The following is a 25,821-nucleotide window of genomic DNA, read 5'->3' on the forward strand; positions in this document are numbered from 1 at the left end:
CGGGCGCCCCGCGCAAGCCGGCGCCCGCCCGATCGTCCGTGACCCGTCGCTGCCGGCCGTCGCCCCGGGCCGGGCCGCGCGTAGGTGGCACTGCGTCAGAAGTGTTACGGGGAGTGGCCTGTTCGTCTTCGCAGCCTCACCCCGGACACCCGCGATCGCCCGTCCGGCGCACCCCGGAATCCTCACCCGGCCGGTCCCGCCCCGTCCGGCCCACTCCAGCGAGCGGAATCCCGGACTCCGCAGCACGATGCCAAAAGGGCCGCGGACCCGCGACCCGAGGCCCTTGCTGGGGGCCGCGATCTCGGGAGGATCTGCCATGACCGTCAGTCTGGAGCAGTTGCGCCGCTGCCACTTCGCCGTCGACCTGGGTGCCGCGCGCACCCGCGTGTACGTGAAGGGCGCGGGCCTCGTCGTCGACGAGCCGAGCTGCGCCGCGGTCAACACGCGCACCGGAGCGCTGATCGCCGTCGGCGAGTTCGCGGAGCGGATGACCGGGCGCACCCCGGGCTACATCCGGGTCGTCCGGCCGGTCTCCGGCGGCACGGTCGTCGACATCGAGATGGCCCAGCGGATGCTGCGCCAGCTGCTCGGCGAGAAGCTGCGGCGCACGCTGCGCCGCAAGCCCCGGCTGCGCGCCGCGGCCTGCACCCCGCACGACGCGGACCCGCTGGCGCAGCGCGCCACGGTGGAGACCCTGGTCGGGCTCGGCGCCCGCCGCGTCGAGCTCGTCGACACGCTGATCGCCGCCGCCGTCGGCTGCGGTCTCCCGGTGGAGCAGCCCGAGGCGACGATGATCATCGTCTGCGGCGCGGCCACGACCCAGATCGCGGTGCTCTCGCTCGGCGCGATCGTGACCGCCGACCGGATCCCGGTCGGCGGCGACGCCATCGACCACGCGGTGGTCCAGCACCTGCGCCAGCACCACGAGCTGATGCTGCCCTCGCAGTCGGTGCGCCCCCTGCAACTGGCCCTGAGCGGCAACGGCCTGACCCCGCACGGCCCGGAGCAGACGGAGATCCACGGCCGGGACGTGGCGACCGGCCTCGCCCGCTCGGTGCACGTCGACACCTCCGCGGTGCGGCAGGCGATCCACACCCCGCTGACCGCGGTCCTCGACGGCATCGGCAAGGTGCTGCGGGACTGCCCGCCCGACCTGGTCGCCGACCTCGCGGACCGCGGCATCATGATGGTCGGCGGCTCGGCGCTGCTGCCCGGCCTCGACCACATGCTGCGCGAGGCGACGGGCATGCCGGTGCACATCGCCGAGCGGCCCGACGTGTGCGCGGTGCAGGGGCTGGGCGCGATGATGGAGGGCAAGATCGAACCGATGGTCCTCGACCCGCTGGCCGGCTGACATCACCACGACAGACCCCGAGGGGGACGTGCGAACCGTGCCACCAGGAGCCTCCGACGCCGGTCTCCCCGTCCTCCTGGAGGCGGTGCTGAGCGTGGGGACCGAGCTGGAGCTGCGCACCATGCTCCAGCACCTGGTGGACAGCGCCGCCACCCTGACCGGCGCGCCCCACGGGGTGCTCGACGTCATCGATCCGGGGCACGGCAGCCTCCTCCAGTCGGTCGGCACCGGGCGGACCGAGCCGGAGCCGCGGGGCTCGCTGACCGTCCCCATCCGCGTACAGGAGACGGAGTTCGGCCGGCTGCGGCTGACCGGGAAGACCTTCACCGTCGACGATCACGCCCTGCTGCGGGTGCTGGCGACGCAGGCCGGCATCGCCATCGGCAACGCCCGGCTGTACGAGACCGCCCGGCGGCGCGAGCGGTGGATCGAGGGCGCGGCCGCGGTCACCACGGCGCTGCTCACCGGCCGCGCCGAGGACGCCCTGACCACGGTCGCCGAGCGGGCCCGGCTGCTGGCCGACGCCGCGGCCGGGGTGGTCCTCCAGCCGACCGAGGCGGGCGGCATGGCGATCGTGGCGGCCTCCAGCACGGACGACCCGCGGGCCCTGCTCGGCGCGACGATCCGGCCGGGCAGCGCCGTACTGGCCCAACTCCTCACCGGTGAGCCGGTCTTCATCGACGACTCGGCGACGGACCCGCGGATGACGACCGAGGTCAGGGCCCGTTTCGGGCCGAGCATGATGCTGCCGTTGAAGGCCGGGGGCAAGCTGATCGGCACCCTCGCGCTGCCCCGGTCGCGCGGGGCCCGCCCGTACACCTCCGTCGATCATCTGCTGGCCACCCAGTTCGCCTCGCAGGCGGCGCTCGCCCTGGTCCTGGCGGACGCGCAGGCGGGCCGCGAGCGGCTCGCCGTCTTCGAGGACCGCGACCGGATCGCCCGTGACCTGCACGATCTGGTCGTCCAGCGGCTGTTCGCGACGGGCATGATGCTGGAGTCCACCCAGCGCCGGGCGAAGGTCGGCGACGTGCGCGAGACCCTGGCCCTCGCCGTCGACGAGCTGGAGTCGACGATCCAGGAGGTCCGGACGACCATCTTCGCGTTGCAGCAGCCGCCGGCCGAGGCCCCGACGACGTTCCGCGGCCGGGTCCTGCGCGAGACGGCGGGCGCCGCCGCTGTGCTGGGCTTCGCGCCGTCGGTACGGTTCACCGGGCCGGTCGAGGGCGTCCTGGACGGCGCGGTGGAGGGCCATCTGCTGACCGCCCTGCGACGCGCCCTGGCCACCGCGTCCCGGCGGCGGTCGGTCTCCCGGATCGAGGTGACCGTCGACGCGGGGGCCTCGCTGCCGGACGGTCGTCCCGGCGTGCGGCTGACCGTGGCGGACGACGGGGAAAAAGGGAGCGCGGAGGGCGGCACGGGCACGACCGTGACCTGGCAGTCGCCGCGACGTCTGTGAGGGGCCCTCTGGGGGTACATCGGGGATGACCGGCGCCGACTCCGCTCATCCCCGTACGCACACCGCTCGATCACCGCTCGGTCGCCTGCTCCGGGGGGAGAGCCCGGCCCGAGGGAGCCGATCGCGGTCCTGGCGAGTCTACGGGCCGCGCCCCCGCGCGTCCCTCCCCAAAGCGCACCGTTGTCCGCGAAACGCAAGCTCTTGAAGCACGCCGGGAAGTCTTACGGACCGGTGACACGACGGCCTGTGCGCCCGGTCGCGCCGGTCGGCCCGCCTAGCGTGGGCACATGCGTGTACTGGTCACCGGCGGTGCCGGGTTCATCGGGTCCCATGTCGTCGAGGCGCTGGCGGCGCGCGGGCACGAACCCGTGGTCCTCGACGTGCGGCAGGACCCGTCGGCGGACGTCCGGGACGAGGAGGCCGTCGCCCGCGCCCTCGACGGCGTGGACGCGGTGTGCCACCAGGCGGCGATGGTCGGCCTCGGCACCGGTTTCGCGGACGCGGCCGACTACGTCTCCCGCAACGACCTGGGCACCGCCGTGCTGCTGACCGCGATGGCCGCGGCGGGGGTGCGACGGCTGGTGCTCGCCGGGTCGATGGTCGTGTACGGGGAGGGGCGCTACGAGTGCCCCCGGCACGGGGTGGTGCGGCCCGGACCGCGGACGGTCGCCGCGCTCGACGCCGGACAGTTCGAACCGATGTGCCCCGACTGCGGCCTCGAACTGACGCCGGGCCTGGTCACCGAGGACGCCCCCGCCGACCCGCGCAACGTGTACGCGACGACCAAGCTCGCCCAGGAGCATCTGGCCGCGGCCTGGGCCCGCGCGACGGACGGCACGGCGGTGTCGCTGCGCTACCACAACGTGTACGGGCCCCGGATGCCGCGCGACACCCCCTACGCCGGTGTCGCCGCCTTCTTCCGCTCGGCGCTGGCCCGCGGTGAGGCGCCCCGGGTGTTCGAGGACGGGCGGCAGCGGCGGGACTTCGTGCACGTGCGAGATGTGGCCGGGGCCAACGTCACGGCCCTGGAGGCGCTGGGCGGCGGGGTCGCGCCGGGTGCGCTCACGGCGTACAACACCGGCAGCGGGGTCCCGCGCACCGTGGGCGAGACGGCCCGCGCGCTGGCCGACGCGCACGGCGGTCCCGTCCCGGTGGTCACCGGCGAGTACCGGCTCGGCGACGTCCGGCACATCACGGCCGACTCCGCGCGGCTGCGCACCGAGCTCGGCTGGCGGCCGGAGGTCGACTTCGTCGCGGGGATGCGGGAGTTCGCCGCCGTGTCAGCCTGAGGCGGCCGGCAGGGTCACCTCGAAGCGGCAGCCGCCGGGGATGTTCCGTACGGCGGCCCGCCCGTGGTGGGCCTCGACGATCCCGCGCACGATGGCGAGCCCGAGACCCGCGCCGGCCGGTGGTGTACGGGCGTGTGTGCCGCGCCAGCCGGTGTCGAAGACGCGGGGCAGATCGGCCTCCGGGATGCCGCCGCAGCCGTCGGAGACGGACAGCACGACGCCGTCGGGCGAGCGCTCGGCGCCGACCGCCACGGTGCCGTCGGCGGGGGTCCGCCGGATCGCGTTGACCAGGAGGTTGCCCAGGACGCGGCTCATCTCCTTGCCGTCCACGTCCACCGGGACCGGCACGACGTCGCCGCCCACCAGCCGCACCCCGTGCTCCCGCGCGAGCGGGTCGGCGCCGGCGATGGCGTCGCCCACCAGGTCGTACAGCGAGATCCGGGTGGGGGCGAGGGTGAGGGCGCCTGCGTGGATCCGGGAGAGCTCGAAGAGGTCGCCGACCATGTCGTTGAGGCGTTCGACCTCGGTGCGGATCTGGCGCAGATAGCGGGCGGGATCGGCGGCGACGCCGTCCTCCAGCGCCTCGGACATGGCACGCAGCCCGGCCAGCGGGGTGCGCAGGTCGTGCGAGATCCAGGCGACGAGTTCGCGCCGTGAGGTCTCCAGCATCCGCTCCCGTTCCCGCGAGTCGGCGAGCCGGGCGCTGGTCGCGGCCAGCTCCCGGCTGACCGCGGCCAGTTCGGCGGTGGCGGGTTCCGCGGGCGCGGTGAAGCCGCCGACGTCACCGAACGAGCGGGCGGCCAGGGCGAGTTCGCGGCTGCGGGCCACCACGCGCCGGCCGAGCAGCAGCGCGGTCGCCAGTGAGACGACCGCCGCCATGGCGACCACGGTCGTGACGACGCTGAGGTCGTGCGCGGACAGGAACATGGCCTGCGCCACCGCCAGCGTCCCCGCGAGCATCGCCCCGACGGCGACGGCGGCGACCACGGTGACCGACGCCGTCAGCGACCGCCGCCGCAGCAGCCGCAGCGCACCGGCCCCGCAGAGTCCGGCGACGGCGGCGCCGAGGAAGGCGAAGAGGGCGATGAGGAGGGTGTCCCGCACGGCTACCGGCCTTCCCGGGCGTCGGGGCCCGTGGAGGCCGCCGCCTCCGGTGAACCCTCCGGCTCGAAGCGGTATCCGACGCCCCACACGGTCTGCACCAGCCGCGGGCGCGCCGGATCGGCCTCGATCTTGTTGCGCAGGCGGCGCACATGGACCGTGACCGTCGACAGGTCGCCGAAGTCCCAGCCCCACACCTCCCGCATCAGGTCCTCACGGCTGTACGCGCGTCCCGGGTGCCGGAGGAAGAAGGTGAGGAGGTCGAACTCGCGCAGCGTGAGGCCGAGTTCGACGCCGTCCTTGGTGGCGCGACGGGCCGCCGGGTCCACGGTCAGGCCGGCCTCGGCCAGCGGGCGGACCCGGGCGCCGGCGGCGGGGCGGGACCGGCGCAGGACCGACTCCACGCGCAGCACCAGCTCGCGCGGGCTGAACGGCTTGGTCACGTAGTCGTCGGCGCCGACCTCAAGACCGAGGATCCGGTCGTCCTCGTCGCCGCGCGCGGTGAGCATGACGACCGGGACCGGCCCGGTCTCGCGCAGCCTGCGACACACCTCCAGGCCGTCCATGCCGGGCAGCATCAGATCGAGGACGACGAGATCCGGCCAGTGCGCGGCGGCGCCGGCGAGCGCGCCCCGGCCGTCCGCGGCCCGGTCCACCCGGTACCCGGCGCGCTCCAGGTATCCGGTCACGACCTCGGCGACCGTGGGGTCGTCGTCGACGACGAGCACCCGGCCCGGCGCCCGCTCCTGCGGCTGTTGCTGCTCCATGCCCCCAGCGTCGCACCGCCCCCGCGCCCGCGTCGCCGCCCGCCCGGCCCGGCGCTTCGGACGTCCGTGTTTCGTAAGGAGCTGAAGCCCGTTATGCCCGATTGATGTTCGTAGGGTGGACGCCGTGCTGAACTCTCCTCCGCCGTCGTCCGCCGAGGCCGTCGACGTCGTGCTGCCCTGCCTGAACGAGGCTGGGGCGCTCCCCTGGGTACTGTCCCGCATCCCGCCGGGCTGGCGGGCGCTCGTCGTGGACAACGGCTCCACCGACGGCTCCGCCGACCTCGCCCGCGGGCTCGGCGCCACCGTCGTGACCGAGGCGCGGCGCGGCTTCGGCGCCGCCTGTCACGCGGGACTGACCGCGGCCAAGGCCCCGTACGTCTGCTTCTGCGACTGCGACGCCTCGCTCGACCCGGCGCTGCTCGTGCCGTTCGTCCAGGAGGTGCGCACCGGGGAGGCCGATCTGGTGCTCGGCCGGCGCCGTCCGCAGGGCCGCGGCGCCTGGCCCGCGCACGCCCGCGCCGGCAATCTCGCGCTCGCCCGGATGCTGCGCCGCCGCACCGGACTGCGCCTGCACGACCTCGGGCCGCTGCGCGCCGCCCGCCGCGAGGCGCTGCTCGGCCTCGACCTGACCGACCGGCGCAGCGGCTATCCGCTCCAGATGGTGGTGCGGGCCGCCGACGCGGGCTGGCGGGTGGCGGAGCACGACGTCCCCTACCGCCCCCGCACCGGCACCTCGAAGGTGACCGGGACCTGGCGCGGGACGTGGCAGGCGGTACGCGACATGAGCCACGTCCTGTCCGAGGCCCCGCGCCTGTCCGAGGCCCCACGCCTGTCCGAGGCCCCCCGTCCGTGAGCACCTCCGCTCCCCCGCACCTCCGCCCCGCCCGAGAGGCCACCATGACCACCCTCCTCGTCATCGCCAAGGAGCCTCGCCCCGGCCGGGTCAAGACGCGGCTCACCCCGCCCTTCACCCCCGAGGAGGCGGCCTCGCTCGCCGAAGCCGCCCTCGCCGACACCCTGCACACGGTGGCCGCGACTCCCGCCCGGCGCCGGGTGCTCGCGCTCGACGGCGATCCGGGCCCCTGGCTGCCGCCCGGCTTCGATGTGGTGCCGCAGGGCGGCGGCGGGCTGGACGAACGGCTGGCGGCCGCGTTCGCCGCCTGCTCGGGACCCACCCTGCTGATCGGCATGGACACCCCGCAGGTGACCCCGGAGCTGCTCGCCGTGGAGTTCGGCACGCCCGGCGCGGCGTACGACGCCTGTTTCGGACCGGCCGCCGACGGCGGCTTCTGGGCGCTGGGACTGAGCGACCCCGACCCCGCGCTGCTGCTCGGGGTGCCGATGTCGGCCCCCGACACGGGCGCAGTGCAGCGCGCGCGGCTCGTCGCGGCGGGCCTGCGCGTCGCCGGCCTGCCGCCGCTGCGCGACGTGGACACGGCCACCGACGCGCGGGCCGTCGCCGCCGCGGCCCCGCACTCCCGCTTCGCCGCGCGCCTCGACCGGCTCCGGGCGGCGACCGCCCGATGACGACCGCGCACGACCTCGATCCGGCCCCGCACCGCGCCTGGTCCGCCGACCCGTACGCGGACGCCCTGCGCACCGGCCGCGGTCCCCTCTATCTGCGCCGCGGCGACGGCTGGCTGCTCCCCCTCGACGTGGAGCGCTGGTGCACGGGCGCCGACGCGGTGGACCGCGCGCTGCTCGACCTGTGCGAGGGCGCCGTCCTCGATGTCGGCTGCGGCCCGGGCCGGATGGTCGCGGAACTCGCCGCCCGCGGCATCCCGGCTCTCGGCATCGACATCAGCGCGGCCGCCGTCGCCCGCACCGCGCGGCTCGGCGGCCCGGCGCTCCTGCGCTCCGTCTTCGCGCCGCTGCCCGGCGAGGGCCGCTGGGGCACCGTCCTGCTGGCCGACGGCAACCTCGGGATCGGCGGCGATCCGGCGGCGCTGCTCGCCCGCGCCGCCGAACTCCTCGTCCCCGGCGGCCTGCTGATCGCCGAGACGGCGCCGCTCGACGTCGACGAGCGGGTCAGCGTGCGGATCGTGGGACCGACGGCGGCGCAGACCGCGCCGTTCCTCTGGGCCAGGGTCGGCACCCCGGCCCTGCTGCGGGCCGCCCGCGCCGCGCACTGGCGGCCCGTGGTTCAGTGGTCGGCGGAGGGCCGCTGTTTCGCCGCCCTGCGCAGCCGGACGGCCAGCAGCAGCGCCGAACCGGCGAAGAGCGCGGCGGTGATCAGCAGCCAGCGCCCGAGGAACCCGTCGCCCGAGAGCGTGGTGGCCGACGTGTAGTGACCGGCGGCCCGGCCGCTGATCATCGGGAACCACACGAGCAGCAGCAGCCCCGACAGCATCGCCGGAACCCGCACGTGCCCGGCCCACGCCCGCCGCCCGCCCGCGCCCACGGCGCCGAGTGCCCCGACGACGCCCCGGTCCACGGCCCCGTACAGCGGGAGCAGGACCAGGTCGTGCACGAGCGCCGCCCCGACGAACCACAGGCAGACCGCGAACCAGTCCCCGGCCAGCAGCCGCACCCCGGCGTAGGCGGCGAGCGCGAACGAGCACATCAGCAGGACGAGTTGAAAAGGACTGCCCAGCTTCATCGGACCGCCTCCCGAAGATCGCCGAAGGTCAGCCGCGCGACCCACTTCGTGTTCAGCACACCGGGCGCCGCGGGCACGATGATCCGGGCCGGATACCCGTGATCGGGCGTCAGCGCGGCGCCGTTGACCTCCAGCGCGAGCAGCGAGCGCGGGTCCCGCGCCTGGGCGGCGCTCAGCGCGGCCCGCCGGAACGCGCCGCGCCGCTGCAACGACTCCACCAGCACATCGGGCGCCGCGTCCGCGGCGTGTCCCGCCAGCTTCGCCAGATCCCGCAGCCGCACGCCCCGCCACTCCTGATCGGACGTCGACCAGCCCTCCACGCAGGCGATGGGCAGCGCGGCCGTGTGCAGCGGCAGCCGCAGCAGCTCGGGCCGGCTCAGCCGCACGGTCCCGGCCGGTCCGGCCACGACCAGCCGCCACGCCTCCTCGGCCGTCTCGCGCGGGTCGATCCCCCGGGAGGCGGCGGTCTTGTTGATCTGGAACCCGCCGGGCCCGCTCCCCGGCTCCGCCCAGCCGTGCGGCGCGAGCAGCGCGGTCCGCCGGAGCGGGCCGTCGAACCCGCGCCCCGCGGTGGTGGCGAACAGCAGCGCCGACGCGCCCCCGACCACGCCCAGCGCGCCCCGCCGCGACACGGTCGGCGCGGCGGGCCGCACCGCGACCAGCTCCCCGCTGTCACCGAGCGCGCCACGGCGCAGATTCCGCACGGCGGCCGGCGCCCGCAACACGACGTGCAGGGCGAACGCCGCGAAGAAGACCCACGCACCGTAGAAGTGCAGCGGGTAGAAGGAGCCCGGAAAGACGTACTCCAGCTGCACGTTGAGCACCCCGGTCACGAACTCGAACAGCACCCCGCCCACCAGCGTGAGCAGCGAGATCCGCTCCAGCGCGTGGGCGAGCGACCGCGCGGGCGGCAGCGCGAACAGCTTGGGCACCACCGACCACAGCTTGGCCAGCAGTACGGGGATCAGGGTGATCCCGAGCGTCACGTGCACGCCCTGGGTGAGCCGGTACAGCCAGTACGGGCGGGTCGGCCAGTCAAAGAGGTAGAAGCCGAGCAGCCCCTTGTCGGGCGTCTTGTCGTTGAGCGGCGAGAGACCGGGGTTGTACGCGGCGTAGGACAGCAGCCCCGTCACGAACAGCACCGTGATACCGAACAGCAGCACCACACCGAGCACCGACGTGAACCACGGCCCGCGCACAGGGCTGCGCCAGAACGCCGGGGAGGTCGGTGGAACAACCGAGTCGAACTTCCGTGACATGTGCCGACCGTAGGCCGCGGCACCTCGCGGGCGGGGGCCCCGACACATGACGAAACCCTGACGTCCGCCCGCGCCGCACCGCTTGGGACAGCCTCGCCGCCTAGCGTCTCCGGTGTGACCCGTTCCCCCTCCCGTGCCGACCGCCGCGACCTGTACGCCGTCGGGGCCGCCGCGCTTCTCGTCGCGGCGGCCGCGCTCGTCGGCACCTGGATCGAGCGCGAGCACGGCACCCTGCACGTGGGGTGGCCGCCCCTGTACGCGCACTGGCTCCCGCACCTGGGCCCCGGCACGCCCGCCGCCCTCGTCGTCGCGGCCGCCGTCGTCACCTGGGGTCCGCGGCTCGCCGCCCGGCTGCCCTGGCGCGGGCTGCTCGCGGCGGCCTGGGCGACCGCCATGGCGTGGACCTGGTCGCTGGCCCTGATCGACGGCTGGCGGCGGGGCGTCGCCGACCGGCTGACGACGAAGTACGAGTACCTCCAGGTCATCGACCGCTTCCAGGACATCCCGGCGACCCTGCGCGACTTCACCGGCCACATCCTGCTGCACTCCCCCGACCACTGGCCCCCGCACGTGGCGGGCCATCCCCCGGCGGCGACCCTCACCTTCGTCCTCCTGGACCGGATCGGCCTGGGCGGCGGCGCGTGGGCGGGCGCCTGGGTCATCACCGTCGGCGCGTCGGCCTGCGCGGCCGTCCTGGTCGCCGTGCGCGCGCTGGCCTCCGAGGAACTGGCGCGCCGGGCGGCCCCGTTCCTGGCGATGGTCCCGGCCGCGGTCTGGGCGGGCACCTCGGCGGACGGCTACTTCGCGGCGGTCGCCGCCTGGTCCCTGGCCTTCCTGGCGCTGGCCGTGACGGGCCGCCGCCCCCGCCTCACGGGTTTCGCGGCGGGCCTGCTTTTCGGCCTGACCTGCTATCTCTCCTACGGCCTGACGCTGTTCGCGCTCGTCGCGGGCGCGGTCCTGCTCCTCGGCACCCGCCGCCGGCTGCGCCCGCTGCCGTACGCCCTGGCGGGCCTCGTCGTGGTCCCGGCGCTCTTCACCCTGCTGGGCTTCGACTGGTGGGAGGCCTACCGCCTGCTGACCACGCGCTACTACGAGGGCGCGGGCGGCATCCGCCCCTACTGGTACTGGGTCTGGGCCAACCTCGCCTGCACCGTCCTGCTGATCGGCCCCGCCACGATCGCGGGCCTGCGCCGCGCGGCCACCGCCCCGGCCGGCCCGCCGCGCCGCCTGGCCCTGCTCACCGCGGCCGCGTTGGCGGCCCTGCTCCTCGCCGACCTCTCCGGCATGAGCAAGGCGGAGACGGAGCGCATCTGGCTCCCCTTCGCGGCCTGGCTCCCGGCCTCCTGCGCCTTCCTGCCGGCTCCCCGCGCCTGGCTCGCCGCCCAGGCCGCATTGGCCCTGCTGCTGAACCATCTGCTGCTGACGGGATGGTGAACGCGGCGCCGGGGATTGCAAAGGCGGGTCGCTCCTTGGCTACTACACCTAGCAGGTCGAAGAACTGATGAATTCCAGTCGCGAACCCGTGCAGCTGAAACCTCTTAAAGAACTATCCCCAACCTCCACAAATAGCTGGATTGTCGCCTTCCTGTCACATCATGGACAAGGCAGACAAATTCCCTTGTTTACGCTTGACTAACCATTAGCCCGCCCTTCATAGTTTCCGCACTAGAAACACGCAGGCTGTTCGAAATCTCGGCACGCCAGAGGCACGCTGAAGAGGTTCGCAACGGTGCGAACCGATACATCCTGCACGTCGCCCGCCGTCGAGCCGGGACGGAAACGGAAACCAGTGAAGCGCCTACGGGTGTGCCTGCCTGCGCGTGCGGCACTTATCGCGAGTTCGCCATTCCTTGACGCACACCCCAGCGCCACTGCAAGCCGCAACGAATCGACGCATTCATACGGCACGCACACTCGACAGGAACTCGACACCTACTGGAATCGACCGAATTCCAGCCACCCAGGAACCATCTTTCTGCACGGCGGATCCTGGCACGAGAACTCTGAGTGGGCGACCTGGCCGCACCATTTCGCCGACCAGGTCGATACCGTCCCCGCCGTCGGCTGTCGGCTGACATTCGATGGCTCCTGGCCCGCCTCGCGCACCGACGCGATCTCCGCCATCGCCTGGATCAGGGACAACGTTGCCAAGCTCGACCTCCATCCGCAGCGCCTCGCGCCCCTGCCCACCGCCGGAGTCACCGTCGAGGCACACGCGTATCTGACTGGCGGTCAACTGACCTGATCCGCAGGTGCCCCCGCGCACGCCCGCTCGACGGGTCGAAGTTCCTACCAGATCGGCATCCCAGACAGGAAACCCACGTGCCCTCCCACCTCCACCGCCTCGCCGACCGACTGCTGCCTGGGCGCACCCGCGCCCGCGAGGAACAAACCGCACAGGCCGAGGCCGCGCGGGCCGCAGAGGTGGCCCGCAAGCATGCGGAAAGGATCGAGGCCCGGCGGCGAGCGATGCTGGACTCGGACTCCGCGGTGCGCACGGTCACCTTCGAGAACCGCACCTACTACGGCCGCATCGTGAGTCACTTCACCGCCGCCGGTGCCAGTGCCCGCAACCTCGCCCTTGTCGCCGACGCCCTGGAGCAGGCCGGTATCGAGTACTTCCTCGTCCCCGGCCGCTCCCGCACCCGCCACGTCGTCGCCCTGCGCCTCGTAGACCGCAAGAAACTGCTGGACACCCTGCGCGCCACACACGGGTCGAGCCCCCTCTACGCCCTCAGACCCAGCAGCGAGCCCCTGCCCGCAGAGGCCGTGCTCTACGCCGACGGCTCCCTGCCCACCGCCCTCAAACGCCAGGACGTGATCCGCTTCGGAGAGATCCTGCTCGGTCCCTCCGGACAGATCCTCGCCGACCTCACCTACGGCTGCGACGTCGAGTTCTGGAACGACGGTCAGACCCTGCTCGACGACAGTGACCGCGGAGCCGCCCGCATGGACGCCCTGCGCACGCAAGCCCCGCCCGCCGTGCTCGCCGACGCTCTGGTCGCCCCCCGCCCCAACGCGGTCGCCGACGTGGTGCCCGCGGGCGCTTGCTCCGCTGCCGTCCAGACCGTCGAAGGCCGCGACCACCCCACCCACGAGAGCTTCGTCCGTCCCCGCATCGACGCCGTCGACTTCCCCATCGACCTCGTCTACACCTGGGTCGACGGCGACGACCCCGACCTCGCGGCCCGCAGGAACTCCTTCCGCGCCAAAGCGGCGGTCCCTCGAATCCACGCCCGCGAATCCGGTGCCTCGCGCTACACCAGTCGCGACGAGCTCAAGTACTCCCTGCGCTCAGTGGAGATGTACGCCCCGTTCGTGCGGAACATCTACCTGGTCACCGACGGCCAGACTCCCGCCTGGCTCGACACGAACGCGGCCGGGCTCCAGGTCATCGACCACAAGGACATCTTCACCGACCCGACGGCACTGCCCGTCTTCAACTCCCAGGCCATAGAAACCCAACTGCACCACATACCGGGCCTGTCGGAGCACTACCTGTACCTCAACGACGACGTCTTCTTCACCCGTCTCTCCACCGCCGGCCAGTTCTTCCACGGCAACGGCATCGCCAAGCTCCCCTTCTCACCGTTCCAGCTCGGCATCAGTGCCCCGCACCCGGATGACCCCGCACCCAACTCGGCGGGGAAGAACGTGCGCGAGCTGATGCTGAACGCCCACGGCCGCTTCACCGTCAGCAAGTTCAAGCACACTCCCCACCCCCAACTCCGGCGCGTACTGGCCGAGCTGGACGAGACCTTCCCGGATCACGTGCGGCGCACGAGCCGGTCTCGGTTCCGCGCCACGACGGACATCGCCATGGCGACCTCACTGCACCACCACCACGCCTACCTCACCGGCCGTGCCGTGCCCGGCACGTTCAAACTGCGGTACATCGATGTAGGCAAGGCGGACCTGGCCGCCGCTCTCGACGAGTTCCGGCCGGGGCACACATACGACTTCCTGTGCCTCAACGACGTCGACACCGGTGCCTCTGAGCTGGAGCGCGTGGCGGGTGCCCTCCGCGACTTCTTGGAGCGCCAATTCCCGTTCGCCAGCCGTTGGGAAGCGTCCGACGTTCAGGGCTCCGAGCCGGCTTCGGGCTGACGTCATTGGTCGGCCGGCACCGCAACACCCGACTTGCCATCGCCAACACCCCAACGAAAGGCACGCCCATGAAGCGAGCACTCACATTGATCACCGCACTGGCCATCACCGCGCTGGCCCCGACCTCGGCGCAGGCGGCGGTCAAGCAGGCCAAGGCCCCGCTCAGTTGCGAGTCCCGGACGTTCACCTCAAAACCGGGTCCGAGCTTCAGCGATCCGGAGGATGCCGATGCCCAGATGAACATCATGGGCCCGATCATCGAATCGATAAACAGCTCCGGATGCGGGCAGACCATACGCGTCGCCATGTACTCGATAGGAAGCACGAACCCGGGCCCGGAATTCGCGGCCGCCCTGATAGCCGCACACCAGCGTGGCGTCATCGTCAAGGCGCTGATGGACTCCCACAGCGACAACGCGATCTGGCAGTCGATGGTCACCGAGCTGGGCAACGACCCGCAAGCCGAGAGCTTCGCCGCGCTGTGCCCGGGCGGCTGTCTGACCCACTTCGCCGGCTCCGCCCTGCACGCGAAGTACTACATGCTCAGCGGCGGCAGCGACGCGAACAGAACGGTGACCGTCAGCAGCGCCAACCCCACCTCCGCCCAGGCCAACACCGCGTGGAACAGTGCCGCCACCGTCAAGGGCAACGTCGACCTGTACAACTCCTATCTCCGCTACTTCACGGCCATGTCCAAGGGGGCGCTCAACGGCCCGGGCCCGCTGGTGCCCGACTATTACAACTCCGACAGCGGTCTGGCGGCCCGAAAGCTGTACCCGGCCTCCTATCAGTGGCCCAAGGCGCGCGACAGAAGCGACACCTGGGTCGACTTCCTGAACAACGTCAAGGCGCCGGCCACGATCAACATCGCCATGTTCGAGTGGACCTCTCACGGAGAGCCGGGCGACAAGAACTATCTGGAGCTGCCGAAGAAGCTGGTCAGCCTGGCAGGAACCGGCGTCAAGATCAACATACTCTTCACCGCCGGCATGGTTGATGACAGCGTGCAGGACTACCTGAAGGACCGGCCGAACATCGAGGTGCACGACACCACCCGCGGCACCGACGCGAACGGCAACGCCCTGCACTACACGCACGACAAGTACATGCTGGTCAGCGGCGGTTACGGGACTGCTTCCGACACCAGGATCGTGTTCGTCGGCTCCTCGAACTGGACGAGCAACGGCATCTGGCACAACGACGAGTCGGACCTGCAGTTCATCGGCCAGACCGACTACAACGCGTTCATGACGGACTGGCAGAGTCAGTTCAATCGCTGCTGCGGGACGGCGGCGCGGCAGCAGGGCGCCGAGAGGCGCGCCGAGACCACGGCACGCGAGATCCCCATCGATCCTCGGCAGGCCCAGGAGTAGGCGTCTCCGCCCCCACACCGGCTGGACAGCGGCGAGGTTCACTGAACTGTGTGAGGTCCTCCGGCCTGGGGGCGAGCATCTCCTGGCTCGTGATCGGCGATCACCGGCCGAAACGGAGAAGTGACCGGGAACCGGGAGCTTGCCGCCGGCTCCTGGATGCCTCCCCCGCCCAACGGCGCGGCCGTGCCGAGCGCGCCGTCGTCGGCAAGGAGCGCCGCGAACTCGGCACGAAGGAGGAGCGAGAGGCGCAGCGCCTGACGCGCGCCGCTTCGGGAAGGCCGTGGTCCTCGGCAAGCCGAGCGAAGGAAGACCGTTCGCGGCCGAGGCCGAGGCCGAGGCCGTGGTGGCAGTCGTTCCGCGCGCCCGCCCGCAGGAATCACCCGGAGTGAGCGATCTGGCGAGTCCTGAGGTTGACGGCCCGGCAACGCCCTGACGCTTCGGGCAACGCTCGGGCGACGCGTCCATCCGAGTGGATGTTTTGCCGCGCAGGACCCGACCTGTTTTGACACGCCGTCAGGCCGGGGTAAGAAGGGCCCAGGTCAGATCGTTTCTGCCTGGACCCGCGAGTGGGGCGGGTGGGACTCGAACCCACGGCCGACGGATTATGAGTCCGCTGCTCTAACCGGCTGAGCTACCGCCCCGTACGGCGCGCCGCGCACATTTGTGCGCGCCGTCTGCCGCAGCATAGCCGCTCATACGATCTCCTGCTTCGGATGGTTCGGCTCTGCACGACCTTGAGGACATCGGTCGCGGCCTGTCGGTTCCACCAGGCACGAAAAGTCCCCCCGGAGTGAACTCCGAGGGGACTTGTCCGACAGCTCTCCCGACTGGACTCGAACCAGTAACCTGCCGGTTAACAGCCGGCTGCTCTGCCAATTGAGCTACAGGAGATCGAGCTCCCCCGACTGGACTCGAACCAGTAACCTGCCGGTTAACAGCCGGCTGCTCTGCCAATTGAGCTACAGGGGAATGACCTCGTTGCTTCGAACGCGGCTACCCGGGTACTCGCCGGGCGGCGTGCGCTCGCTGCGACACATACATTAGCGCAAGCAGGGGGGTGCTCCGCCAATCGGTATCCCCCCGGCGATCATCGAGCACGACGATGACCGCCACGACGACCGCACCGTCCATGACGCCTCGCTAGGGAAAGGGTGGCCGACATGCGCTACCGGCTCACATTCATCGCCGGTCTGGCCCTGGGTTACGTACTGGGCACCAGGGCCGGGCGCGAGCGGTACGAGAAGCTCAAGAAGACCGCCCGCGAGATCTCCCAGAACCCCGCCGTACGCAACACGGCCGAGTCCGCCGCGCAGCAGACGCGCGAGGTCGCCGGCAAGGCGTTCCACTCCGTCAGCGCAAAGGTGGAGGGCAAGGTTCCGGACTCCGTGGCCGACCGGGTGCGCTCGCTGCGCGAGCGCGGCAACGGCGGCGACGAGGACGACTGGGGCACCAGCAACACCTGAGGCCACGCGCACCCCGGCGGTGCGGCAGAATTTCAGGCATGGGGATAGTCGCCGGGCTGGACAGTTCGCCCGATTTCACGCGCATTGTCGTTTGTGACGCGGACACCGGAGCCGTGCTCCGGCAGGGGTACGCGCCCCATCCGCTGGAGACCGCGGAGGGCGGCGGGCGGCCCAGTGACGTCGATCCCCAGGCCTGGCTGCTGTCGCTCGGCGAGGCGGCCGGCGGCGGGCTCCTGGAAGGCGTGCAGGCCATCGGCGTGTCGGCGCAGCAGAACGCGCTGGTGCCGCTGGACGGCCAGGGCAACACCGTGCGCCCGGCCCTGGTGGGCGCCGACAAGCGGGCGCAGGTGGCGGCCGCCGACCTGATCGACCGGCTCGGTTCGCGCGAGGCGTGGGCCGAGGCGGTGGGCTGTGTGCCGCAGGCCGCGCAGCCGGTGACCAAGCTGCGCTGGCTGGCACGGACCGAGCCGGAGAACGCGCAGCGGGTGGCCTTCCTCATGCAGGCGCACGACTGGCTGGTGTGGCAGCTGCTCGGCCGCCCGACGCGCCGGACCACCGACCGCGGCGGGGCCTCGGGCACCGGCTACTGGTCGGCGGCCGCCGGTTCCTGGCGGCCCGACCTCGTGGAGCTCGCGCTCGGGCAGCGGGCCGCGCTGCCGGAGGTGCTCGGCCCCGGCGACGCCGCGGGGACGACCCCCGAGGGGCTGATCATCTCGGCCGGGACCGGGGAGACCATGGCCGCCGCCTTCGGGCTCGGCGTCTCCCCCGGCGACGCCGTCGTCTCGCTCGGCGCGTCCGGCTCGGTGATGGCCGTGCACCACGAGGCGCTGGTGGACTCCAGCGGCTCCATCACGTCGCTCGCCGACGCCACCGGCATGCACCTGCCGGTGGTGCACACGCTCAACGCGGTGCGCACGCTGCGCGGCACCGCGGAGATGCTGGGCCTCGACGGCGGCCTCGACGAGCTGTCGGACCTCGCCATGAAGTCGACACCGGGCGCCCACGGACTCGTACTCCTGCCCTATCTGGAGGGTGAGAAGACCCCGAACCTGCCGCACACGGCCGGCACCCTCAGCGGGCTGCGGCGGGAGTCCATGAAGCCCGAGCACCTGGCGCGGGCCGCCTTCGAGGGCATGGTGTGCGGGCTCGCCGACGCCCTGGACGTGCTGCGCGGGCGCGGGGTCGAGGTGCGGCGGGTGTTCCTGCTCGGCGCGGCGGCCGAGCTGCACGCCGTGCAGGCGGTGGCGCCGATGCTGTTCGGCACGCAGGTCGTGGTGCCGCAGCCCGCCGACTACGCGGCGATCGGCGCGGCCCGGCAGGCCGCCTGGGCGATGAGCGGCCGGCTGCCGATGTGGCAGGGGGCGGCCACCCAGGTCTTCGAGCCGGGCGAGGAGCAGCCGGTCGGGCAGGCGGTGCGCCAGCAGTTCCGCTCGGTGCGCGAGCAGATCCATCCCGGGGCGTTCGCCCAGCCGTAGCACCGCGGCGGATACATGGCCGGTACGTGGCTGGTCTTTGAGCACTCTTGGGTTAATCGGTTGAGGTAACGCGGGTGGAGTGTCCGACGATAGGGGTCCATGCGTCTTCGTTTCGGCGAGGACGTCTCCCTCTCCCCAACCGCTCTCATCCAGATCGCCGACCACCGAGAGACAGAGCGTGCTCATACGACTCCTGCGGACCTATCTCAGTCCGTACAAGAAACCCATCGGGTTGCTCGTCCTGCTGCAGTTCCTGCAGACCTGTGCGGCCCTGTATCTGCCCACTCTGAACGCGGACATCATCGACAACGGTGTCGTCGACGGGGACACCGGCTACATCCTCACGTACGGCGCCCTGATGCTGGGCGTCACGGTCGTCCAGGTCGTCTGCAACACCGGCGCCGTGTACTTCGGCGCCCGCACCGCCGCCGCGCTCGGCCGTGACGTGCGGGCCGGGGTCTTCGACCGGGTGCAGTCCTTCTCCGCCCGCGAGGTCGGCCGCTTCGGGGCGCCCTCGCTGATCACCCGCACCACGAACGACGTGCAGCAGATCCAGATGCTGGTCCTGATGGGCTTCACGCTGATGGTGTCCGCGCCGATCATGTGCGTCGGCGGTGTGATCCTCGCCCTGGGGCTCGACGTGCCCCTGTCGGGCGTGCTCCTTGCCGTGCTGCCCGTCATGGCGATCGTGCTGACGCTGATCATCCGCAAGATGCGGCCGCTGTTCCGGTCCATGCAGGTCAAGCTGGACACCGTGAACCGGGTGCTGCGCGAGCAGATCACCGGCAACCGCGTCATCCGCGCCTTCGTGCGTGACGACTTCGAGAAGGACCGGTTCGGCGTCGCCAACTGGGACCTGACCGAGACCTCGCTGGCCACCGGCCGGATCATGGCACTGATGTTCCCGTTCGTGATGACGATCGTGAACGTCGCCTCCGTGGCCGTGGTCTGGTTCGGCGCCCACCGCATCAACAGCGGCGGCATGCAGATCGGCGACCTGACGGCGTTCCTCGCGTATCTCATGCAGATCGTGATGAGTGTGATGATGGCCACCTTCATGTTCATGCAGGTGCCGCGCGCCGAGGTGTGCGCGGAGCGCGTGCAGGAGGTACTCGACACCGAGTCCAGCGTCGTCCCGCCCGCCGCCGACACCTCCGTACGGGAACTGCGCCGGCACGGGCACCTGGAGATCCGCGGCGCCGAGTTCGGCTACCCGGGCGCCGAGGAGCCGGTGCTGCGGTCGGTGGACCTCGTGGCCCGGCCCGGGGAGACCACGGCGATCATCGGCTCGACCGGCAGCGGCAAGTCGACACTGCTCGGCCTGGTCCCCCGGCTGTACGACACCACGGCGGGCGTCGTGTTCGTGGACGGGGAGGACGTCCGCGGGATCGACCCCGAGCTGATGGCGAGGACGGTCGGACTCGTCCCGCAGAAGCCCTATCTGTTCTCGGGGACGGTCGCCTCCAACCTCCGGTACGGGCGTCCCGACGCGACCGACGAGGAGCTGTGGCACGCCCTTGAGGTGGCACAGGCCAAGGATTTCGTGAGCAAGCTGGAGGGCGGGCTCGACGCGCCGATCGCCCAGGGCGGGACGAACGTCTCCGGCGGCCAGCGCCAGCGGCTCGCGATCGCGCGCACGCTCGTCCAGCGGCCGGAGATCTACCTCTTCGACGACTCCTTCTCCGCGCTCGACTACGCGACAGACGCGGCGCTGCGCCGGGCGCTCGGTGACGAGACCGCCGAGGCGACCGTGGTGATCGTGGCCCAGCGCGTGGCCACCATCCGGGACGCCGACCGGATCATCGTCCTCGACGAGGGCCGGGTCGTCGGCACCGGACGCCACCACGAGCTGATGGCCGACAACGAGACGTACCGGGAGATCGTTCTCTCCCAGCTGACGGAAGCGGAGGCCGCCTGATGAGCGGGCCGATGGCGGCGCGGATGGCGGCCGGTGCGCCCGGTTCGCGCTCGATGGACTTCAAGGGGTCCGGCAAACGGCTGCTGAAGCGACTGGCCGCGCACCGCGCGTCGGTGGTGGCCGTCCTGGTCGCGGTGGTGATCAGCGTCGGACTGTCGGTGATCGGGCCGAAGATCCTCGGTCACGCCACCGACCTGCTGTTCGGCGGGATCATCGGCGGGCAGACGCCGGCCGGGCAGACCAAGGAACAGGTCATCGAGGGTCTGCGGGCCAAGGGTGACACCGGCATGGCCGACATGCTCGGCGGCGTCGACTTCACCCCCGGCCAGGGCGTGGACTTCGACAGGATCGGGCAGGTGCTGCTGATCGGGCTCGCGGTGTTCGCGTGCGCGGGCCTGGCGATGATGATCGGCACCCGGCTCGCCAACCGGGCGATCAACCTGGCCGTGGCCAAGCTCCGCACGGACATGCAGGCCAAGCTGGCGCGGCTGCCGCTGTCGTACTACGACAAGCAGAAGCGCGGCGAGGTGCTGAGCCGGGCGACCAACGACATCGACAACATCGGGCAGACGCTCCAGCAGACGATGGGCCAGATGCTCAACTCGCTGCTGACCATCATCGGCGTGCTGACCATGATGTTCTGGATCTCGTGGCTGCTCGCGCTGGTCGCTCTCGTCACGGTGCCGCTGTCGGTGTTCGTCGCGGCGAAGGTCGGCAAGCGGTCGCAGCCGCAGTTCGTGCAGCAGTGGAAGACCACGGGCCGGCTGAACGCGCACATCGAGGAGATGTACACCGGCCACACGCTAGTGAAGGTGTTCGGGCGGCAGAAGGAGTCGGCGGAGCTGTTCGCCGAGCAGAACGAGGCGCTGTACGAGGCCGCGTTCAAGGCCCAGTTCAACAGCGGCATCATGCAGCCGCTGATGTTCTTCATCTCGAACCTGAACTATGTGCTGGTCGCGGTGGTCGGCGGTCTGCGGGTGGCCTCCGGCTCCCTGTCGATCGGTGACGTGCAGGCGTTCATCCAGTACTCGCGCCAGTTCTCGATGCCGCTGACGCAGGTCGCGTCGATGGCGAACCTGGTGCAGTCCGGGGTGGCGTCCGCCGAGCGGATCTTCGAACTGCTCGACGCCGAGGAGCAGTCGCCCGACCCCGAGACCGGCGAGAAGCCGCAGAACCTGCGCGGGCACGTCGAGTTCGAGCACGTCGCCTTCCGCTACGAGGCGGACAAGCCGCTCATCGAGGACCTGTCGCTCACCGCGGAACCGGGCCACACCGTGGCCATCGTGGGGCCGACGGGCGCGGGCAAGACCACGCTCGTCAATCTGCTGCTGCGGTTCTACGACGTCAGCGGCGGCCGCATCACCCTCGACGGGGTCGACATCGCGAAGATGTCCCGGGACGAGCTGCGGGCCGGGATCGGCATGGTCCTCCAGGACACCTGGCTGTTCGGCGGCACCATCGCGGAGAACATCGCGTACGGCGCCGCGAAGGACGTGTCGCGGGAGGAGATCGAGGAGGCGGCGAGGGCCGCGCACGCCGATCGCTTCATCCGGACGCTGCCCGACGGGTACGACACCGTGATCGACGACGAGGGCACCGGCGTCAGCGCCGGTGAGAAGCAGCTCATCACCATCGCGCGGGCGTTCCTGTCCGACCCGGTGATACTCGTGCTCGACGAGGCGACCTCCTCCGTCGACACCCGGACCGAGGTGCTGATCCAGAAGGCCATGGCGCGGCTCGCCCACGGCCGCACGTCGTTCGTCATCGCGCACCGCCTGTCGACGATCCGCGATGCCGACACGATTCTGGTCATGGAGAACGGGTCGATCGTGGAGCAGGGCTCGCACGACGCGCTGGTCGCCTCCGGCGGGGCGTATCAGCGGTTGTACGAGGCCCAGTTCGCGCAGGCCGTGGCCGAGGTGGACTAGTCGCCGTGGGGGCGTGGGGAGTCTGTCGGGTGCCGGTTCGTCGTGGCTGGTCGCGCAGTTCCCCGCGCCCCCTACGGGGGCGCTCCGCTCCCTAGTCCAGGTAGCCGCGCAGTTGGTCGGCGAAGGCGTGGTCCCTGAGTTTGTTCAGGGTTTTCGATTCGATCTGGCGGATGCGTTCGCGGGTGACGCCGAAGATACGGCCGATCTCCTCCAGGGTGCGGGGGCGGCCGTCGGCGAGGCCGTAGCGGAGCTGGACCACCTTGCGTTCGCGTTCGCCGAGGGTGGAGAGGACCGCCTCCAGGTGTTCGCGCAGGAGGAGGAAGGCCGCCGACTCCACGGGGCTCGTCGCGTCGCCGTCCTCGATGAGGTCGCCGAGCGCGACGTCGTCCTCCTCGCCGACCGGGGCGTGCAGCGAGACCGGTTCCTGGGCCAGGCGCAGGACCTCGCTGACCCGTTCCGGGGCCAGGTCGAGGTGGGCGGCGACCTCCTCGGGGGTCGGTTCGTAGCCGCGCTCCTGGAGCATGCGGCGCTGGACGCGGACGACCCTGTTGATCAGCTCGACGACGTGGACCGGGACCCGGATGGTGCGTGCCTGGTCGGCGAGGGCGCGGCTCATCGCCTGCCGGATCCACCAGGTCGCGTACGTCGAGAACTTGTAGCCGCGGGCGTAGTCGAACTTCTCGACCGCGCGGATCAGGCCGAGGTTGCCCTCCTGGACCAGGTCGAGCATGGTCAGGCCGCGGCCCACGTAGCGCTTGGCCACGGAGACGACCAGGCGCAGGTTCGCCTCGATCAGGCGGCGTTTGGCCATCCGGCCCATCACCACCAGCCTGTCGAGGTCGAGGGTGAGCCGGCTGCCGAGGTCGGGGGCCTTGGTGAGCTTCTCCTCGGCGAACAGGCCCGCTTCGACGCGCCGCGCCAGGTCCACCTCCTCGGCCGCGGTGAGCAGCGGGATGCGGCCGATCTCGCGCAGGTACTGGCGGAACAGGTCGGACGACGGGCCGCTGGTGTCGGCGCGGGCGCCGCGTACCGGTTCGGGCGGCTCGACGCTCTGTCCGGGCTCGCCCTCCGGCGGCTCCGCGGACTCGGGTGACTCGGGCGTCGGGGGTTCGCCCGACTCGGGGTGGCGCGTGACGCGGCTCTGTGGCGGCACCGTGGCGAGGACGTCGGCGTCCTCCACGGCGTCGGGGTCGGACAGGGCCTGCGCTGTGCTGTCGCTCTGGGTGAGGGTCTGGGTCTGCACGGGGGCGACCTCCAAGGTGATCGCTTCTGAGGCGTGCGGCAGGGGGGCGGCAGTGGCGGCGAAGCCGCTGTCCGTCCCGTACGCGATGAGCGGAACCGCGGGGGTTTCGGACCCTTTGCTGTCCGGGCTCCGGCCGCGCTCCGAGGACTCAGGCACCGCCACCCAGTGTGGAGTACGACACAGTGCCGCCACGAGGGGCGTGCGATGACTTTTTGAGTCCGGTGCGTGACCGCTCGGTTACCGTGCTGTACGGGTGCCCCTGCTTCCCGGTCCGGAACGTGGGCAAACGGCGCGTGAGGGCGCGGCGGGTCGCAGCCCGGCCCCGGCACGCTTCCAGCGCGGGCTCATGTCCGCCCCGACAGGGGCGCGGGGAACTGCGCGACCAGCCCCCACCGGGGCCGCACCCGCCAACGGCGCTGTACTGACCGCCCCTTGAAGCGCTCACCCCGCACCGGGGTGCCGCCTTGCCCACCCTGCCGCCCTGGGGGTCCCCCCGGACGGAGTCTGGGGGATGGCAGATTGCCCAAGGCGGGGGGGGGCGGGGCCTCGGGTGGGCCGGGTTTGCTGCGGAGCTACAGCGCGTCGGCGCCGCGTTCCCGGAGGGACTGGTCGTACTGCTGGAGGATCCACAACTCGTTCTGGACCGCTACCAGTTGGGCCGGGTCGCCGCCCGAGTGGAGACGGGTGAAGGTGCCCTGGACGTCACGGATGCGGCGCTCCACGGCGCGGCGGCGCACGGCGACGAGCTGCATGTCGGCGTAGGCCTGATCGACGGTCTTGCGGTGAATGGCCTCGACGGCCAGCTCGGTGACCATCGCGCGCACCGCGTCGTCGGGCGCGGCCTCACGGACCGCGACGAGATAGGCGTGCGAGTCGTGCAGGCCCTGCTCGGCGCCGCCCGCGTCGAGGATGGCGGCGCGCACGGCGGCGTACGGCGCGGCGGTGAACTCGTCGATCCCGTACGCGTCGAACATCGGGGAGACCAGCTCGGGGTTCTGCAGCGCCAGCTTGAGCAGCTCGCGCTCGGTGGTGAAGACCGGATTGCGCAGGGTGAGGGCGGGGCCGCCAAAGGCGTGCTGCGCGGCCCCGAGCGGCGCCGCCTGCGGGGAGCTGGCCGGCGCCGGGCCCTTGCCGCCCCGGTCGCGGGCCCAACGGGCCAGCTGCGCCACCCGCTTGACCACGAACTGGGTGTCGAGGATGCCGAGCATGCCGGCGAGCTGGACGGCGACCTCGTGCTGGGAGGCGCTGTTCTTGATGCGGGCGACGACGGGCGCGGCCTCGTCGAGCGCGGCGGCCCGGCCGGCCGGGGTCTCCAGGTCGTAGCGCCCGACGATCTGGCGGAGCGCGAACTCGAAGAGCGGGGTGCGCGGCTGGACGAGGTCGGCGACCGCGTCGTCCCCCTTGGCCAGGCGCAGGTCGCACGGGTCCATGTTGTCCGGCGCGATGGCGATGTACGTCTCGGCGGCGAACTTCTGGTCGTCCTCGAAGGCGCGCAGGGCGGCCTTCTGGCCCGCCGCGTCGCCGTCGAAGGTGAAGATCACGCGCGCCGAGCCGTTGTCCATCAGCAGCCGGCGGAGGATCTTGATGTGGTCGCCGCCGAAGGCCGTGCCGCAGGTGGCGATGGCGGTGGTGACGCCCGCGAGGTGGCAGGCCATGACGTCCGTGTAGCCCTCGACGACGACGGCACGGGAGGACTTGGCGATGTCCTTCTTGGCCAGGTCGATGCCGTAGAGGACCTGCGACTTCTTGTAGATCGGGGTCTCTGGCGTGTTCAGGTACTTCGGGCCGTTGTCGTCGTCGCGCAGGCGGCGGGCGCCGAAGCCGACGACCTCGCCGCCGATGTCGCGGATCGGCCACATCAGGCGGCCGCGGAAGCGGTCGATGGGACCGCGGCGGCCTTCCTGGGAGAGCCCGGAGAGGGTCAGCTCCTTGTCGCTGAAGCCCTTGCCGCGCAGGAAGCGGGTGAGGTGGTCCCAGCCCGCCGGGCTGTAGCCGACGCCGAAGTGGGCGGCCGCCGCCTGGTCGAAGCCGCGCTCGGCGAGGAACTTCCGGCCGATCTCGGCCTCCGGGGACCCCAGCTGATCCACGTAGAACTGCGCGGCGACCTTGTGCGCCTCGACCAGGCGGATGCGCTCGCCGCGCTGGTGGGTGGGGTTGTACCCGCCCTCCTCGTAGCGCAGCGTGATGCCCGCCTGGCCGGCCAGGCGCTCGACCGCCTCCGAGAAGGAGAGGTGGTCGATCTTCATCACGAACGTGATGGTGTCGCCGCCCTCCTGGCAGCCGAAGCAGTGGAAGAACCCCTTGCTCGGACTGACCTGGAAGGACGGGGACTTCTCGTCGTGGAAGGGGCACAGCCCCTTCAGGTTCCCGCCGCCCGCGTTGCGCAGTTGCAGGTACTCGGACACCACGGCGTCGATCGGGACCGCGTCCCGAACCGCCTTCACGTCCTCGTCATTGATCCTGCCAGCCACGCGGCAAGTCTACGGTGA

At 71.9% G+C, this 25,821-nt stretch carries 19 protein-coding genes and 3 tRNA genes; 14 read left to right on the forward strand and 8 right to left on the reverse strand.

The window, feature by feature from the left end; genetic code table 11:
- Positions 1-316 precede the first annotated feature (316 nt).
- From ABII15_RS12675 to ABII15_RS12685, 3 genes are all read left to right on the forward strand, one after another.
- Positions 317-1,354: a rod shape-determining protein gene (locus ABII15_RS12675; RefSeq protein ID WP_353942413.1), complete on the forward strand. Its 1,038-nt coding sequence runs from the start codon at positions 317-319 to the stop codon at positions 1,352-1,354.
- Positions 1,355-1,475: 121 nt separating this feature from the next.
- Entirely contained in the window at positions 1,476-2,810 is a 1,335-nt protein-coding gene (locus ABII15_RS12680; RefSeq protein ID WP_353947040.1) for a GAF domain-containing protein, read from the forward strand.
- Between the two features lie 287 nt (positions 2,811-3,097).
- Entirely contained in the window at positions 3,098-4,099 is a 1,002-nt protein-coding gene (locus ABII15_RS12685; protein WP_353942414.1) for an NAD-dependent epimerase/dehydratase family protein, read from the forward strand.
- Here ABII15_RS12685 and ABII15_RS12690 read toward each other — a convergent pair.
- Both ABII15_RS12690 and ABII15_RS12695 read right to left on the reverse strand, forming a co-directional pair.
- Complete coding sequence (locus tag ABII15_RS12690) at positions 4,091-5,203, reverse strand: HAMP domain-containing sensor histidine kinase (RefSeq protein WP_353942415.1); 1,113 nt, start codon at positions 5,201-5,203, stop codon at positions 4,091-4,093. The genes ABII15_RS12685 and ABII15_RS12690 overlap by 9 nt on opposite strands.
- A 2-nt stretch (positions 5,204-5,205) precedes the next feature.
- Positions 5,206-5,967, reverse strand: a complete 762-nt coding sequence (locus ABII15_RS12695; protein WP_353942416.1) for a response regulator transcription factor — start codon at positions 5,965-5,967, stop codon at positions 5,206-5,208.
- Positions 5,968-6,082: 115 nt separating this feature from the next.
- On the opposite strand from ABII15_RS12695, the gene ABII15_RS12700 reads away from it, so the two are divergent.
- The 3 genes from ABII15_RS12700 to ABII15_RS12710 are packed head-to-tail and all read left to right on the forward strand — an operon-like array spanning position 6,083 to position 8,255.
- The gene (locus ABII15_RS12700) at positions 6,083-6,820 is read left to right on the forward strand and encodes a glycosyltransferase family 2 protein (RefSeq protein WP_353942417.1); all 738 of its coding nucleotides are present in this window, start codon (positions 6,083-6,085) and stop codon (positions 6,818-6,820) included.
- Positions 6,821-6,864: 44 nt separating this feature from the next.
- Positions 6,865-7,494, forward strand: a complete 630-nt coding sequence (locus ABII15_RS12705; RefSeq protein WP_353942418.1) for a DUF2064 domain-containing protein — start codon at positions 6,865-6,867, stop codon at positions 7,492-7,494.
- Positions 7,491-8,255, forward strand: a complete 765-nt coding sequence (locus ABII15_RS12710) for a class I SAM-dependent methyltransferase (protein ID WP_353942419.1) — start codon at positions 7,491-7,493, stop codon at positions 8,253-8,255. Before ABII15_RS12705 ends, ABII15_RS12710 begins: the two co-directional genes overlap by 4 nt.
- Before the next feature lie 307 nt (positions 8,256-8,562).
- Here ABII15_RS12710 and ABII15_RS12715 read toward each other — a convergent pair whose 3' ends face one another.
- On the reverse strand, positions 8,563-9,825 hold the full coding sequence (locus ABII15_RS12715) for a molybdopterin-dependent oxidoreductase (protein ID WP_353942420.1): 1,263 nt from the start codon (positions 9,823-9,825) through the stop codon (positions 8,563-8,565).
- A gap of 114 nt (positions 9,826-9,939) precedes the next feature.
- Here ABII15_RS12715 and ABII15_RS12720 point away from each other — a divergent pair, with 114 nt between their 5' ends.
- From ABII15_RS12720 to ABII15_RS12735, 4 genes are all read left to right on the forward strand, one after another.
- Positions 9,940-11,259, forward strand: a complete 1,320-nt coding sequence (locus tag ABII15_RS12720) for a hypothetical protein (protein WP_353942421.1) — start codon at positions 9,940-9,942, stop codon at positions 11,257-11,259.
- A 355-nt stretch (positions 11,260-11,614) separates the two neighbouring features.
- Positions 11,615-12,070 (forward strand): hypothetical protein, encoded by a 456-nt coding sequence (locus ABII15_RS12725; RefSeq protein ID WP_353942422.1) that lies wholly within the window; start codon positions 11,615-11,617, stop codon positions 12,068-12,070.
- A 77-nt stretch (positions 12,071-12,147) separates the two neighbouring features.
- On the forward strand, positions 12,148-13,932 hold the full coding sequence (locus ABII15_RS12730) for a stealth family protein (RefSeq protein WP_353942423.1): 1,785 nt from the start codon (positions 12,148-12,150) through the stop codon (positions 13,930-13,932).
- 68 nt (positions 13,933-14,000) lie between these two features.
- Positions 14,001-15,305: a phospholipase D-like domain-containing protein gene (locus ABII15_RS12735; RefSeq protein ID WP_353942424.1), complete on the forward strand. Its 1,305-nt coding sequence runs from the start codon at positions 14,001-14,003 to the stop codon at positions 15,303-15,305.
- Positions 15,306-15,872: 567 nt separating this feature from the next.
- Here the strand turns inward: ABII15_RS12735 and ABII15_RS12740 are convergent.
- The 3 genes from ABII15_RS12740 to ABII15_RS12750 all read right to left on the reverse strand — a co-directional run bounded on the left by ABII15_RS12740 (position 15,873) and on the right by ABII15_RS12750 (position 16,274).
- Positions 15,873-15,946: transfer RNA gene (locus ABII15_RS12740), tRNA-Ile, on the reverse strand.
- A 177-nt stretch (positions 15,947-16,123) separates the two neighbouring features.
- Positions 16,124-16,196, reverse strand: a tRNA-Asn gene (locus ABII15_RS12745).
- Positions 16,197-16,201: 5 nt separating this feature from the next.
- Positions 16,202-16,274 (reverse strand) — tRNA-Asn (locus tag ABII15_RS12750).
- Between the two features lie 182 nt (positions 16,275-16,456).
- Between ABII15_RS12750 and ABII15_RS12755 the strand changes: the two genes are divergently transcribed.
- The 4 genes from ABII15_RS12755 to ABII15_RS12770 all read left to right on the forward strand — a co-directional run bounded on the left by ABII15_RS12755 (position 16,457) and on the right by ABII15_RS12770 (position 22,089).
- On the forward strand, positions 16,457-16,768 hold the full coding sequence (locus tag ABII15_RS12755) for a YtxH domain-containing protein (RefSeq protein WP_353942425.1): 312 nt from the start codon (positions 16,457-16,459) through the stop codon (positions 16,766-16,768).
- Between the two features lie 38 nt (positions 16,769-16,806).
- The gene (locus ABII15_RS12760) at positions 16,807-18,243 is read left to right on the forward strand and encodes an FGGY family carbohydrate kinase (protein ID WP_353942426.1); all 1,437 of its coding nucleotides are present in this window, start codon (positions 16,807-16,809) and stop codon (positions 18,241-18,243) included.
- 178 nt (positions 18,244-18,421) lie between these two features.
- Entirely contained in the window at positions 18,422-20,161 is a 1,740-nt protein-coding gene (locus tag ABII15_RS12765) for an ABC transporter ATP-binding protein (protein ID WP_353942427.1), read from the forward strand.
- The gene (locus tag ABII15_RS12770; protein ID WP_353942428.1) at positions 20,161-22,089 is read left to right on the forward strand and encodes an ABC transporter ATP-binding protein; all 1,929 of its coding nucleotides are present in this window, start codon (positions 20,161-20,163) and stop codon (positions 22,087-22,089) included. The genes ABII15_RS12765 and ABII15_RS12770 overlap by 1 nt, the downstream gene beginning before the upstream one ends.
- A gap of 91 nt (positions 22,090-22,180) precedes the next feature.
- On the opposite strand, the gene ABII15_RS12775 is transcribed toward ABII15_RS12770, so the two are convergent.
- On the reverse strand, positions 22,181-23,488 hold the full coding sequence (locus tag ABII15_RS12775; protein ID WP_353942429.1) for an RNA polymerase sigma factor: 1,308 nt from the start codon (positions 23,486-23,488) through the stop codon (positions 22,181-22,183).
- A gap of 416 nt (positions 23,489-23,904) precedes the next feature.
- Positions 23,905-25,803 carry a DNA primase gene (dnaG, locus tag ABII15_RS12780; protein ID WP_353942430.1) on the reverse strand — a complete coding sequence of 633 codons (1,899 nt, stop codon included), beginning with the start codon at positions 25,801-25,803 and terminating at the stop codon, positions 23,905-23,907.
- Positions 25,804-25,821 lie beyond the last annotated feature (18 nt).

Origin of the sequence: Streptomyces sp. HUAS MG91 (assembly GCF_040529335.1) — a bacterium.
In the GTDB taxonomy this organism is placed as follows: Bacteria; Actinomycetota; Actinomycetes; order Streptomycetales; family Streptomycetaceae; genus Streptomyces; species Streptomyces tabacisoli.

Excerpts from the sequence above, each read along its gene's own strand:
- ABII15_RS12705 (WP_353942418.1), top strand. The coding sequence starts at position 6,865 with ATGACCACCCTCCTCGTCATCGCCAAGGAGCCTCGCCCCGGCCGGGTC.
- ABII15_RS12695 (WP_353942416.1), bottom strand. The coding sequence starts at position 5,967 with ATGGAGCAGCAACAGCCGCAGGAGCGGGCGCCGGGCCGGGTGCTCGTC.
- ABII15_RS12715 (WP_353942420.1), bottom strand. The coding sequence starts at position 9,825 with ATGTCACGGAAGTTCGACTCGGTTGTTCCACCGACCTCCCCGGCGTTC.
- ABII15_RS12685 (WP_353942414.1), top strand. The coding sequence starts at position 3,098 with ATGCGTGTACTGGTCACCGGCGGTGCCGGGTTCATCGGGTCCCATGTC.
- ABII15_RS12760 (WP_353942426.1), top strand. The coding sequence starts at position 16,807 with ATGGGGATAGTCGCCGGGCTGGACAGTTCGCCCGATTTCACGCGCATT.
- ABII15_RS12770 (WP_353942428.1), top strand. The coding sequence starts at position 20,161 with ATGAGCGGGCCGATGGCGGCGCGGATGGCGGCCGGTGCGCCCGGTTCG.
- ABII15_RS12735 (WP_353942424.1), top strand. The coding sequence starts at position 14,001 with ATGAAGCGAGCACTCACATTGATCACCGCACTGGCCATCACCGCGCTG.
- ABII15_RS12675 (WP_353942413.1), top strand. The coding sequence starts at position 317 with ATGACCGTCAGTCTGGAGCAGTTGCGCCGCTGCCACTTCGCCGTCGAC.
- ABII15_RS12680 (WP_353947040.1), top strand. The coding sequence starts at position 1,476 with ATGCTCCAGCACCTGGTGGACAGCGCCGCCACCCTGACCGGCGCGCCC.
- ABII15_RS12710 (WP_353942419.1), top strand. The coding sequence starts at position 7,491 with ATGACGACCGCGCACGACCTCGATCCGGCCCCGCACCGCGCCTGGTCC.